This window comes from Salinicola sp. LHM (genome assembly GCF_034479735.1).
Taxonomy (GTDB): Bacteria; Pseudomonadota; Gammaproteobacteria; order Pseudomonadales; family Halomonadaceae; genus Salinicola; species Salinicola salarius.
Genome location: NZ_CP140261.1, coordinates 923,152 through 936,264 on the forward strand (window position 1 = coordinate 923,152; position 13,113 = coordinate 936,264).

Annotated in this window: 9 protein-coding genes; 8 read left to right on the forward strand and 1 reads right to left on the reverse strand. The window is 63.5% G+C overall.

From position 1 onward, the window contains the following. Positions 1-39: 39 nt before the first annotated feature. The 3 genes from dnaE to tilS all read left to right on the forward strand — a co-directional run bounded on the left by dnaE (position 40) and on the right by tilS (position 6,104). The gene (gene dnaE, locus R5R73_RS04425; RefSeq protein ID WP_322528904.1) at positions 40-3,549 is read left to right on the forward strand and encodes a DNA polymerase III subunit alpha; all 3,510 of its coding nucleotides are present in this window, start codon (positions 40-42) and stop codon (positions 3,547-3,549) included. A 134-nt stretch (positions 3,550-3,683) separates the two neighbouring features. Continuing rightward, the gene (gene accA, locus R5R73_RS04430) at positions 3,684-4,637 is read left to right on the forward strand and encodes an acetyl-CoA carboxylase carboxyl transferase subunit alpha (RefSeq protein ID WP_322528905.1); all 954 of its coding nucleotides are present in this window, start codon (positions 3,684-3,686) and stop codon (positions 4,635-4,637) included. Between the two features lie 174 nt (positions 4,638-4,811). Then, on the forward strand, positions 4,812-6,104 hold the full coding sequence (tilS, locus tag R5R73_RS04435; protein ID WP_322528906.1) for a tRNA lysidine(34) synthetase TilS: 1,293 nt from the start codon (positions 4,812-4,814) through the stop codon (positions 6,102-6,104). Between the two features lie 30 nt (positions 6,105-6,134). Here tilS and R5R73_RS04440 read toward each other — a convergent pair whose 3' ends face one another. Beyond that, positions 6,135-7,643, reverse strand: a complete 1,509-nt coding sequence (locus R5R73_RS04440) for a Ppx/GppA phosphatase family protein (protein ID WP_322528907.1) — start codon at positions 7,641-7,643, stop codon at positions 6,135-6,137. Positions 7,644-7,831: 188 nt separating this feature from the next. Here R5R73_RS04440 and R5R73_RS04445 point away from each other — a divergent pair, with 188 nt between their 5' ends. From R5R73_RS04445 to folM, 5 genes are all read left to right on the forward strand, one after another. Then, complete coding sequence (locus R5R73_RS04445; protein ID WP_071231827.1) at positions 7,832-8,164, forward strand: thioredoxin family protein; 333 nt, start codon at positions 7,832-7,834, stop codon at positions 8,162-8,164. Positions 8,165-8,572: 408 nt separating this feature from the next. Then, a complete protein-coding gene (gene rho, locus R5R73_RS04450) occupies positions 8,573-9,832 on the forward strand; it encodes a transcription termination factor Rho (protein ID WP_071231828.1) in 1,260 nt (419 codons plus the stop codon). Between the two features lie 222 nt (positions 9,833-10,054). Beyond that, positions 10,055-11,572: a 4-hydroxy-3-polyprenylbenzoate decarboxylase gene (gene ubiD, locus R5R73_RS04455; protein ID WP_071231829.1), complete on the forward strand. Its 1,518-nt coding sequence runs from the start codon at positions 10,055-10,057 to the stop codon at positions 11,570-11,572. Between the two features lie 20 nt (positions 11,573-11,592). Next, positions 11,593-12,411 (forward strand): FAD-binding oxidoreductase, encoded by an 819-nt coding sequence (locus tag R5R73_RS04460; protein WP_322528908.1) that lies wholly within the window; start codon positions 11,593-11,595, stop codon positions 12,409-12,411. After that, positions 12,408-13,100, forward strand: a complete 693-nt coding sequence (gene folM / locus R5R73_RS04465) for a dihydromonapterin reductase (protein ID WP_322528909.1) — start codon at positions 12,408-12,410, stop codon at positions 13,098-13,100. The genes R5R73_RS04460 and folM overlap by 4 nt, the downstream gene beginning before the upstream one ends. Positions 13,101-13,113 lie beyond the last annotated feature (13 nt).

A 13,113-nucleotide genomic window follows, 5' to 3' on the forward strand; every position in this document is an offset into this window, starting at 1 on the left:
TCAAGCCGGAATTCATTCGCCGCCTGACTCGAGTTCGTCATGACAACACCCTTCGTTCATCTTCGTGTCCACAGCGAATACTCCCTCGTCGATGGCCTGGTCCGGCTCAAGCCGCTGATCAAGGCAACGGCCGAGGCCGGCATGCCGGCGGTGGCCGTGACCGACGACACCAACCTGTTCGGCCTGGTCAAGATCTACAAGGCGGCCCAGGGCGCCGGGTTGAAGCCGATCATCGGCGCCGACCTGTGGCTGCATAACGCGCACGACGAAAGCCATCCCTATCGTTTGACGCTGCTGGCGATGAACGAGGTCGGCTATCGCAACCTGACCGAGCTGATCTCGCGAGCCTGGACCGAGGGGCAGCGCCAGAACATGGCGATCCTCGACAAGGCCTGGATCTTCGAACAGAGCGAAGGCTTGATCGCGCTATCCGGCGCCCGGGAGGGGGAGATCGGCCGGTTTCTGATCGCCGAGCACGTCGACACCGCACGCCAGCTGCTGGCGGAGTGGCAGCAGCACTTCCCCGGCCGCTTCTATCTGGAGCTGCAGCGTACCGGCCGCCAGTACGACGAAGAGTGCGTGCACCACTCCGTGCGGCTGGCCAGTGAAAGCGGCGTACCGGTGGTGGCGACCAACGACGTCCGTTTCCTCGAGCGCGAGGATTTTTGGGCCCACGAAACCCGGGTCTCGATCGGCGAAGGCAAGGCGCTGGAAGATCCTAGGCGCGAGCGACGCTACAGCGAAGAACAGTATCTGAAGACGCCCGAAGAGATGGCCGAGCTCTTCGCCGACATCCCCGAGGCGCTCGAGAACAGCGTGATGATCGCGGCGCGCTGTAGCGCCAGCGTGCGTCTGGGCGAGATCTTCCTGCCGGAATACCCGATCCCGGAAGGGATGACCCAGGACGAGTTCTTCCGCAAGATCTCTCACGATGGTCTCACCGATCGTCTCAACCAGCTGTTCGGCGGCGATACCCCGATCTATCCCGGGCGATCGCTGGCCGAGCACGAGCCCGAATATCGCAAACGGCTCGACTTCGAGCTCGATATCATCCTCAAGATGGGGTTCCCCGGTTACTTCCTGATCGTGATGGACTTCATCCAGTGGGCCAAGGACAACGACATTCCCGTCGGTCCCGGGCGGGGGTCGGGTGCCGGTTCGCTGGTGGCCTACGTGCTCAAGATCACCGATCTCGATCCGCTGGAATACGACCTGCTGTTCGAACGCTTCCTGAACCCGGAGCGTGTCTCCATGCCCGACTTCGACGTCGACTTCTGCATGGAGAAACGCGACCGGGTCATCGACTACGTGGCCGATCGATACGGCCGCAACGCGGTGTCGCAGATCGTCACCTTCGGCACCATGGCCGCCAAGGCGGTGGTGCGCGACGTGGCACGTGCCCAGGGCAAGCCGTATTCGATGGGCGACAAACTCTCGAAGCTGATTCCGTTCGAGGTCGGCATGACGCTGGCCAAGGCGATCGAGCAGGAGCCGCAGCTCAAGGAGTATCTCGAGTACGACGAAGAGGCTGCCGAAATCTGGGAGATGGCGCTCAAGCTCGAGGGCATCACGCGCGGCACCGGCAAGCACGCCGGGGGCGTGGTCATCGCGCCGACCAAGCTGACCGATTTCTCGCCGCTTTTGTGCGAGGAGAACGGCTCCGGCCTGGTGGTACAGTTCGACAAGAACGATGTCGAGGATGCCGGGTTGGTCAAGTTCGACTTCCTCGGTCTGCGCACGCTGACGATCATCGACTGGGCGCTGGAGATGGTGGACGTGGTGCGCGCCCGCGACGGGGTCGGCCCGCTCGACATCAGCACCATTCCGCTGGACGACGCCAAGACCTTCGACATGCTCAAGAAGGCCGAGACCACGGCGGTCTTCCAGCTCGAATCCCGCGGCATGAAGGAACTGATCAAGCGCCTGCAGCCGGATTCGCTGGAGGACATGATCGCGCTGGTGGCACTGTTCCGCCCGGGGCCTTTGCAGTCCGGCATGGTCGACGACTTCATCAACCGCAAGCATGGTCGTGCCGAGCTCGCCTATCCCAGCGCGGATTACCAGCATGAACTGCTCAAGCCGGTACTGGAGCCGACCTACGGCATCATCCTGTATCAGGAACAGGTCATGCAGATCGCCCAGGTGCTGGCCGGCTACACTCTGGGCCAAGCGGACATGCTGCGGCGCGCCATGGGCAAGAAGAAGCCCGAGGAGATGGCCAAGCAGCGCGCCGGCTTCATGGAAGGGTGTGCGGCCAACGGCATCGACAAGGACTTGGCCGGCAACCTGTTCGATCTGGTGGAAAAATTCGCCGGCTACGGCTTCAACAAGTCCCACTCGGCCGCCTACGGCCTGGTGTCGTACCAGACCGCCTGGCTCAAGGCGCACTATCCGGCGCCCTTCATGGCAGCGGTACTCTCGACCGAGATGGACAACCTCGACAAGGTGGTGCCGCTGATCGAGGAGTGCCGTCATATCGGGCTGACGGTAACGCCGCCCAACGTCAACGTGGGAGCCTACAAGTTCACCGTCGACGAAGGCGGCCAGGTCGTCTACGGGCTGGGCGCGATCCGTGGCGTCGGCGAAGGGCCGATCGGTGCCATCGTCGAAGCGCGCGAAGCGGATGGCGAGTTCTCGGACCTGTTCGATTTCTGCCGGCGTATCGATGGCAAGCGCATGAACAAGCGCACCCTCGAAGCACTGATTCGCTCCGGCGCGCTGGATACGCTGGGGCCATCCCGCGCGGTGCTGGCGGCGTCGCTGGACGCGGCGATCAAGGCCGCGTCGCAGAACCAGACCAATCAGAACCTGGGCATGATGGACATGTTCGGCGAGGCCTTTGCCGACGCCGACGACCATGAGGATATCTACGCCGACTACCGCCACGCGCGCGAGTGGAGCGACAAGGAGCGCCTGGCCGGCGAGAAGGACACGCTCGGGCTCTACCTGACCGGCCATCCGATCGACGAATACGAGCACGAGCTCAAGCGCTTCGTGGCGACGCGCATCGTCGACCTCAAGCCTTCTCGCGAACCGCAGCGAGTCGCCGGGCTGGTCGTGGCGATGCGGACCATGAAGTCGAAGCGTGGCGACACCATGGCGTTCGTCACTCTCGATGATCGCACGGGGCGCATCGAGGCCTCGCTGTTCGGTGAGCTGTTCGATCAGGTCCGCGGGAAATTGACCGCCGACCAGGTGCTGATCATCGAAGGCGAAGTCTCCAGCGACGACTATTCCGGCGGTTTGCGTCTGCGCAGCAAGGACGTCACCCTGATGGCCGACGCTCGTGCCCGCTTCGGCGAGGCGGTGGAGCTTTCGGTGGATGGCGGGCGTCTCAACGGCCAGTTCTCGCGTTCGCTGCACGATAGCCTGTCGCCATGGCTGAGCGAATCGGGCCTGCCGGTCCGCGTGCGTTATCGTAACGCCAAGGCCAGTGGCTGCTTCGAGCTTGCGGAGACGTGGAAAGTCTCGCCCAGCGACGAGTTGATGATGGCCCTGCGCGAAGTCGAGGGTTACGAAAAGGTTGCGCTACGCTATCGAGGTGGCTGACCCGCCGAAGCAGGGCGCCTCCTTGCTAACACTCGTGGAGGTGCGATAATAATCCGTTTCGCGGCACGCCAGTCGCCCGTGTTTCGCTCGTATTCAGACACCGAAGCTTGCCAGGATCACACAGTAGAAGCTCTATGAATCCCAATTATCTAGACTTTGAACAACCGATTGCCGAACTCCAGGCCAAGATCGAAGAGCTGCGACTGGTCGGCAACGATAGCCGCATCAGCCTGAGTGACGAGATCGGTAAGCTCGAAGAGAAAAGCCGTAAACTCACCGAGCAGATCTTTCGTGACCTGACCGCCTGGCAGGTGACGCAGCTGTCGCGCCATCCGCAGCGTCCCTACACGCTCGACTACCTGGACAGCATCTTCACCGATTTCGACGAGATGCACGGCGATCGCAATTTCGCCGACGATGCCGCTCTGGTCGGTGGCGTGGCACGTCTCGACGACAAGCCGGTAATGGTCATCGGCCATCAGAAAGGGCGCGACGTCAAGGAGAAGGTACGCCGCAACTTCGGCATGCCGCGCCCCGAAGGGTATCGCAAGGCGTGTCGTCTGATGGAGATGGCCGAGCGCTTCAAGATGCCGGTACTGACGTTCATCGACACCCCTGGCGCCTATCCCGGCATCGATGCCGAGGAGCGCGGCCAGTCGGAAGCGATCGCCTACAACCTCGCCGTCATGTCGCGCCTGAAGACGCCGATCGTCGCCACGGTCATTGGCGAAGGCGGTTCAGGCGGCGCCTTGGCCATCGGCGTCTGCGACGAACTGCAGATGCTGCAATACTCCACCTACTCGGTGATTTCGCCGGAAGGGTGTGCCTCGATTCTCTGGAAGAGTGCCGAGAAGGCCTCCGAAGCCGCTCAGGCCATGGGCATTACCGCCTCGCGGCTGAAGGAGCTCGGCTTCGTCGATTCGCTGATCGAAGAGCCGCTGGGTGGCGCGCATCGCAATCCGCGCAAGACTGCCAATCAGGTCAAGGAAGCGTTGACGGATAGCCTCGATCGGCTGCGGGCGATGGATACCGAGACGCTGTTGGAGCGGCGGTATGAGCGCCTGATGAGCTACGGCGCCCCTTCATGAAGATGACCGGCTGCGCTCACTCATACGGCGTTGAGCGCTCATTCGGTCTGCTCATGTAGTGAACTACACTGCGCGCCCTCGATCGCGCTCGCCTTGTCTGAGTATCGCTCGCACGGTCACGCGGCGGTATGGGATTTTGTCGAGTCGAAAGGTCGAGCGTTCAGGAGCCTTGCGTTGCAGCATTCTCTAGAAGCTCTCATTGATAACGCCCTGGCACGTCACGTGTCGGGGCGTGTCGTCTGGGTGGCGCTTTCCGGTGGTCTCGACTCTTCCCTGCTGTTGAGCGTGGCGGCGCCGTTGGCGCGCAAGGCCGGGGTCGAGTTGCGCGCGATTCACGTCAATCATGGTCTGCAGGCGGCGGCGGGCGGCTTCGAGACGACTTGCCGCGAACTGTGCGATTCGCTGGCCGTGCCGTTGACCGTGGCTTCGGTCCGGGTCGACGCCGCGGGGCAGGGGATCGAGGCGGCCGCTCGGGAGGCCCGTTACCAGGCTTTCGCGACGCATCTCTCTCCGGGTGACCGCTTGTGGCTGGCGCAGCATGCGGACGATCAGGTCGAGACCTTTCTGCTGGCCGCACTGCGCGGTAGCGGCGTGCGGGGGGTGGCCGGTATGCCTTCCCGGCGCGAGTGGCGAGGCATCCAGATCGAGCGGCCCTGGTTGAGCCTCCCCCGGTCGGCCTTGATGGCAGAAGCGCAGCGGCGTGGGCTCGAGTGGTCCGAGGATCCGACCAATACTGACCTGGCGTTCGATCGAAACTACCTGCGCCATCGTGTGGTGGTGCCATTGCGCGAGCGTTGGCCGGGCGTGGCCGGGGCATTCGGACAGAGTGCCGAGTGGCTGCAGGAAGCCGACGAGCTGCTGGCAGAGCTGGCGGCGATCGATCTGGATCAGGCCGGGGGCGAGCCCGGTCGCTTGCGGTTGGCGACGCTGGCCGCGCTAAGCACTTCTCGCCGTCGCCTGCTGATCCGTCATGCGCTCGAATGTCTGGGCATCCCCGCGCCGCCGGCTGCGCGCCTGGTCGAGCTCGAACGGCAACTGACGATGGCGGGGGCGGATCGCCTGCCGGTCATTCGTTGGCCGGGCGGCGAGGCTCGGGCGTGGCGGCATCATCTCTATCTGATGGCGCCGCTGTCGCCGGTGGATCCCGCTTGGCAGACGGCGTGGAGCGGGCAGTCGCCGCTCGTCACCCCCTGGGGCGTGCACCGCGTGAGCCTCCATCGACTGCACGGGGCTGCCACGCCAGCGCTGCGGGTCGGGCTGCGTCACGGAGGCGAAAGCCTGCGATTGGCAGGGCGTGGCAGCCGCGATCTCAAGCGCCTGCTGCAGGAATCGGGCATCCCGCCGTGGCAGCGAGACCGTCTGCCGTTGATCTGGTGCGGAGACGAGCTGGTGGCCGTGCTCGGCATCGTTTCGGCCGAAGGCTGGCATCAATCGCCGGCATCGCCTGATCCCGAAGCAGAAACGTGAACGTGTCTCCCGACGATCACGACGCAGGCATCAGGCGTCGTAGTTCAACGTCAGTCCTGCAGCCTTCTGGTAGGCCGCTTCCTGTTCCAGATCGTTGAGCAGCAACGCCTGATGCCGGGTTTCGGGCAGCGTGAGATGCAGGGTGTCGCCGTCGCAGGCGAGACGGAAGTCGATGATCGCCTGTTCCGGCCGGGCGTGGTTGAGCATCACGGCGAGCCGGAGCAGGCGGGCCAGTCGTTGGTAGGTCGCCTGCACGGCGCTGGGCAGCGCCTCCAGCTCCTTCTGGGCGAATTTGCGCCGATGGGCGCGTACCAGAAACGCCAGCGCCTGCTGCTCGGGGCGGGAAAAGCCGGTCAGGTCGGAGTACTCGATGAGATAGGCACCGTGGCGATGAAACTGGCTGTGGGAGATCGCCAGGCCGATTTCATGCACCTGAGCTGCCCAGTAGAGAAACAGGCGCTGCTCTTCGCCAAGTGCCCAGGCATCCCGGACCTGATCGAAGGCGGCCATGGCGGTCGCTGCCACATTCTCGGCATGGGCCGTCTCGACGCTGTAGCGCCGCATCAACAGGTCGACGCTGTGGCGGCGGGAATCCTCGGGAGTATTGCGTCCGATCAGGTCGAACAGCACGCCTTCACGCAGTGCGCCGTCGGAATAGCGCATGCGTTCCAGGTCGAAGGCTTCGAAGACCGCACAGAGGATGGCAACACCGGCCGGGAAGACCCGCGCCCGATCCTCCTTGAGACCTTCCATCGCGACCTTGTCGAGGTGGCCGAAGCCGATCAGCTTCTTGCGCAGTTTCATCAAGGCTTCGCGCTCGATCAGCGTAGCGTCGCCATCGCCTCGAGCAGCGATGACCGCTGCCGCGGCCTTGATCGTGCCACTGGAGCCGATCGGATCCTGCCATCCCAATTGGCGGTAATGGCGCTGGATGTTGGCCAGTTCGGAAAGCGCGGCCATCTCGGCGCGCCGGAAGCGCTTTTCGCTGAGCTCGCCGTCGGTGAAAAAGGCGCCGGTATAGGCCACGCAGCCCATATGGAGACTCTCCAGCGCCTGCGGCTCGAAGTCCTCACCGATGATGAACTCGGTGGAGCCGCCACCGATATCGACGATCAGGCGCCTGCCGTGTACTTCGGCCAGCGAATGAGCGGCGCCGAGATAGATCAGGCGCGCCTCTTCGCGGCCGCCGATGATCTCGATGGTGTGTCCGATCAGCGCTTCGGCGCGATCGATCAGCGCGTGGGCGTTATGGGCTGCGCGAAGGGCGTTGGTGCCGACGATACGCAGGTCGGCGGGCGAGACGCCTTCGAGAAAAGGGGCAAAGCGCTCGAGGCAGCCGAGCGCACGATCCATGGCGGCTTCGGTAAAATTTTCGTCGGCATCGAGGCCGGCGGCGAGCTGCACTTTTTCGCCCATCTTGGCGACGACCTGGAGTTGGCCGTGCTGATAATTGGCGACCAACAGGTGGAAGCTGTTGGAACCGAGATCGATAGCGGCCAGACGGCGCGTCGCGTCTTCGGCGGTCGAATTCCCGCTCATGGCGTGGCGTCCTCGAAAGCTGGCTGTAGACGGGCGAGCGCTGAGCGTCCCGATATCGAATCATGTTCGGGTAGGTAGGAGTCCAGCGCGCAGGATGCCTCAAGATTGCGGTGGGGGCGCGGCCTTGTCAATCGCCGAGGCGGCAGGCATGCTGGCGGCACTGGCACTACCCATCGAGAATCGAACCCATGCAGCCACAGCGGCGCCATCTGGACAGCGAGACGTTCGAGCGTCAGCGCGAAGAAGCGGAATCACCCTGGCTGGCGGTCTTCGTTGCCGATTGGTGCCAGCCGTGTGAAACCCTGCTGTCCCGGCTCGCTTCGGCTTCGCAGGAGTCGATCCGTGCGCTGTCGGTGGCGGTCGTGGACGTCGATCGCGAGCCGGCGCTGGCGGAGCGCTACGGTGTCAAGGGAACGCCGACACTGATCCTGTTCGTCGACGGCGAACCCAGATTGACGCGTGTCGGTGCGTTGTCGGAACAGCAACTGCTGCAGATCGGTGAAGAGTGTGCGCGCCATTAGTCGAGGGCACTTGATAATGCGGCCGATGATCGCCATATCGATACTTGCTTTCGGAAGATAGCTTGTCTACCATCTGGACGTTCGCCTGTTCCGAATGCTTCTCGACCGCGTCGCGGTCCCCCAAGTCGTCAGTCAATCCCAGTACCGATCTTTGGACAGTGACCACTCTCTCGGATGACGCTTTCCGCGAGAATGGCAGGCGAATCGAACCGCTCTCCCGGCACCTTCGTCACACGGCCAGTCGGCATCCCGACATGCGTCGACGCTGGGCCAACAGACCATACGAATGCCTGACATCCTGGGACGACTGAACGCGCCGCGCGGCGTTTGAACTGACCGCCTCTTGTCCTTCTTTTCTATCTCGGCAAAAGTCATTGCCTGCGACACGAGCCTTCTCTGACCGAACTCATGAATCTAACCGAACTCAAGCAAAAATCCGTTCCTGAACTGCTGGATATCGCCCGCGAAATGGGTATCGATAATCTGGCGCGCTCACGCAAGCAGGACATCATCTTCGCCATCCTGAAAAAACACGCGAAGAGTGGCGAGGACATTTACGGCGATGGCGTCCTGGAGATTCTGCAGGACGGATTCGGTTTCCTGCGTAGCGCCGACTCCTCCTACTTGGCCGGCCCCGACGACATCTACGTTTCGCCGTCCCAGATTCGCCGTTTCAATCTGCGCAAGGGCGACTCGATTGCCGGCAAGATCCGCCCGCCGAAGGAAGGCGAGCGCTACTTCGCGCTGTTGAAAGTCAACGAGATCAACTTCGACAAGCCGGAAAACGCCAAGCACAAGATCCTGTTCGAGAACCTGACGCCGCTGTTCCCGCAGGAGCGCATGGTGATGGAGATCGGCAACGGCTCCACCGAGGACATCACCGCGCGGGTCATCGATCTCACCGCGCCGATCGGCAAGGGCCAGCGTGGCCTGATCGTGTCGCCGCCCAAGGCCGGCAAGACCTTGATGCTGCAGAACATCGCCACCTCGATTACGCGTAACAATCCCGAATGTCACATGATCGTGCTGCTGATCGACGAGCGCCCGGAAGAGGTGACCGAGATGTCACGGACGGTGCGCGGTGAAGTCGTGGCATCGACCTTCGACGAGCCGCCGGCCCGTCACGTCCAGGTGGCCGAGATGGTCATCGAGAAGGCCAAGCGTCTGGTCGAGCACAAGAAGGACGTGGTCATTCTTCTCGACTCCATCACTCGCCTGGCGCGCGCCTACAACACCGTAGTGCCGTCTTCCGGCAAGGTGCTGACCGGTGGTGTCGACGCTCATGCCCTCGAGAAGCCCAAGCGTTTCTTCGGCGCCGCGCGCAACATCGAAGAGGGCGGCAGCCTGACCATCCTCGCCACGGCGCTGGTCGATACTGGCTCGAAGATGGACGAAGTGATCTTCGAGGAGTTCAAGGGTACCGGCAACATGGAAGCCCACCTGGACCGCAAGCTGGCCGAGCGCCGCGTCTATCCCGCTCTCAACATTCGCCGTTCCGGCACCCGTCGCGAGGATCTGATCGCCTCCGAGGACGAGATGCAGCGCATGTGGATCCTACGCAAGCTGCTCAACCCGATGGACGACGTAGCCGCTACCGAGTTCCTGATCGATCGCCTCAAGGATACCAAGACCAACCTGGAATTCTTCGAAGCCATGAAGCGTAGATAACATCGGTCTGCGCTCGGCAGTACGGCGTTGAACGCCGATTCGCCATGCTCATGTACGACAGTACACTCCGCTGGCTCGTCGTCGTTCGCCTTGTCCTGCCATCGCTCGATCCGATGTTCGGGTCTGATGGGATCGAGATTTGGAAATCGAGCAGAGATGCAATAGGGCAGCATGTTATGCTGCCCTTTTTGCGTTCTTGGATAGCGGGATGCGGGCAACGCCATGAAATATCACGATTTGCGGGACTTCATCGCGGCGCTGGAGGCGCGCGGTGAGTTGAAGCGTGTCACGGTCGAGGTGGATCCCTACCTGGAGATCACCGAGATCTGTGATCGCACGCTGCGAGCCGGTGGGCCTGCGCTGCTGTTCGAGAACGTCAAGGGTAGCGAGATGCCGGTGCTGGGAAACCTGTTCGGTACCCCGGAGCGCGTGGCCATGGGTATGGGGCAGGAAAGCGTCGAAGCGCTGCGTGAGGTGGGCAAGCTGCTGGCTTTCCTGAAGGAGCCCGACCCGCCCAAAGGTCTCAAGGATGCCTGGGAGAAGCTGCCGATCTTCAAGCAGGTCATGAGCATGGGACCGAAGACGTTGCGTTCGGCGCCGTGCCAGCAGGTCGTTCTCGAAGGCGATGAGGTCGATCTCGATCGTCTGCCGATTCAGCACTGCTGGCCGGGCGACGTGGCGCCGCTTGTGACCTGGGCGCTGGTGGTGACCAAGGGGCCGCACAAGTCGCGCCAGAACCTGGGGATCTATCGTCAGCAGAAGCTTGGCAAGAATCGATTGATCATGCGTTGGCTGAGTCACCGCGGCGGGGCGCTGGATTTTCGCGAATGGCAGCAGACGCATCCCGGCGAACCCTTTCCCGTCGCGGTGGCGCTGGGGGCCGACCCGGCGACCATCCTGGGCGCCGTGACACCAGTGCCGGACACGCTCTCCGAGTACGCCTTCGCCGGCCTGCTGCGCGGCTCGCGGACCGAACTGGTCAAATGCGGCCACGCCGACCTGCAGGTCCCGGCTTCCAGCGAGATCGTGCTGGAAGGTTTCATCCATCCGGACGACATGGCCCCCGAAGGGCCCTATGGCGATCACACCGGATACTACAACGAAGTCGAAAGCTTTCCCGTCTTTACCGTCGAGCGGATCACCCATCGGCGTGATCCGATCTACCATTCGACCTACACCGGCCGCCCGCCGGACGAGCCCGCGGTGCTGGGGCTGGCGCTCAATGAAGTGTTCGTGCCGATCCTGCGCAAGCAGTTTCCCGAGATCGTCGACTTCTATCTGCCGCCGGAAGGATGCTCCTATCGCATGGCGGTGGTGACCATGAAGAAGCAATACCCCGGTCACGCCAAGCGGGTCATGATGGGCGTCTGGAGCTTCCTGCGCCAGTTCATGTACACCAAGTTCGTGATCGTGCTGGACGACGATGTCGATGCCCGCAACTGGGAAGACGTGATCTGGGCGATCACCACCCGGATGGACCCTGCCCGGGATACGGTGATGGTGGAGAATACGCCGATCGACTATCTCGACTTCGCCTCGCCGACGGCGGGGCTGGGCTCGAAGATGGGGCTGGATGCGACCAACAAGTGGCCCGGCGAGACGACACGGGAGTGGGGAGAACCCATCGTCATGGATCCGGCGATCAAATCACGGGTCGACGAGCGCTGGGAAAGCTATGGTATCGATATCGCGCCACCACAGGCGCGAACCGGAAAACCCTCGGACGGCGGGGCGGCATGACGGCAAACGATGAGGTGAACATGACGGTCAGAACGTTGACCTGCCAGGTGGAAACCGTCGAGGATCTGACGCCCGATGTGTTCCGGGTCGTGCTCGAAGGGCGTGCCGAGGCGATTGCCCATGCGCCCGGGCAGTATCTCGAACTGGAATTGCATGAAGAGACCTGGGTGCCGTTCTCGATCGCCTGCGCCGAAACCGGCGACGGCCGTCTGGAGCTGCACATTCAGCATTGGCCGGAACGCACCCACTCGGCGCGCCTGCGGGAGCTGCTGACCCATCGCAATCGGCTGTCGGTCCGGCTGCCCAGCGGCGAGTGCACGCTACCTGCAGGCCGTTCGGAGCCGCTGCTGCTGATCGCCGCCGGTACCGGCTTTGCCCAGCTCAAGGCCATCGTCGAAGCCGCCCTGACCGAGAATCCCGAACGGGACATCTCGATCTGGTGGGCCGTGCGCGAGCGCCGCGATCTCTATGCCGAAACCCAGGCGCGGGAATGGGCCCAGGCGTATGCGAACGTTCGTTTTCACGCTGTGGTCGAAACCCCGGAGGCCGCGCTCGAGGCGCTGCCCGGCGTGCGCTGGCATACCGGGCGTATCGATGAGGTGCTGGCATCGCAGCTGGATACGTTGGAAGGCGTCGAGATCTACCTCGCCGGATCTCCCGGCATGGTCTATGCCTGCGTGGATACGCTGGCCCCGTTGGGGCTGGTCGAATCGCAGGTCCATTCGGACGTCTTCAGCTATGCCCCGCGGGTGCCGTTTCTGCCACTGCCGGAGAGCGACCCGGCGCAGGCGCCGTTGACACCGGGCGAGATCGCCTCGTCACCGGAGAAGAAGTCGTGAGCCAATCCCCGATCCTGATCACCGGTGGCACCCAACGCCTTGGGCTGCACTGTGCCGAGCGGCTGCTCGACGACGGCCATCCGGTGATCGTCACCTATCGCCGCGAGCGGGAGTCGCTGTCGGCGCTACGGGAGCGTGGCGCGGTGACGCTGGCGGCGGACTTTGCCACCGAAGCCGGTATTCTCGACTTCATCGCCCGGCTGCGGGATAACACCGCGAGTCTGCGCGCCATCATTCACAACGCTGGGGAGTGGTTGTCGGACCCCGGCCCCGAGGCGGCCGGTGAAACCTTCGAGCGTCTGTTCCGGGTCAACATGCAGGCGCCGTATCTGATCAATCTCCATGCCCGCAGCCTGCTGGACGCCTGCCAGGAGCCGCAGCGCGACATCGTGCATATCACCGACAGCGTAGTACAGCGGGGCGCGGCGGGGCAGTCCGCCTACGCCGCCACCAAGGCCGGGCTGGAAAGCCTGACCCGGTCGTTCGCCGCCCGGTTCGCGCCCACGATCCAGGTCAACGCCATCGCGCCCGGTCTGGTGATGCTCGCCGAGGGCGACGACGTGGATGGCGGCCGCGACCGGCGCGTGCCGGGGCCAGGGGTGATCTACCAGACCCTGCGTTACCTGCTCGACAATGACTTCGTCACCGGCACGATAATGCCGGTTGACGGCGGCAGCCACCTGGGCTGAAAGCGCCGCGATT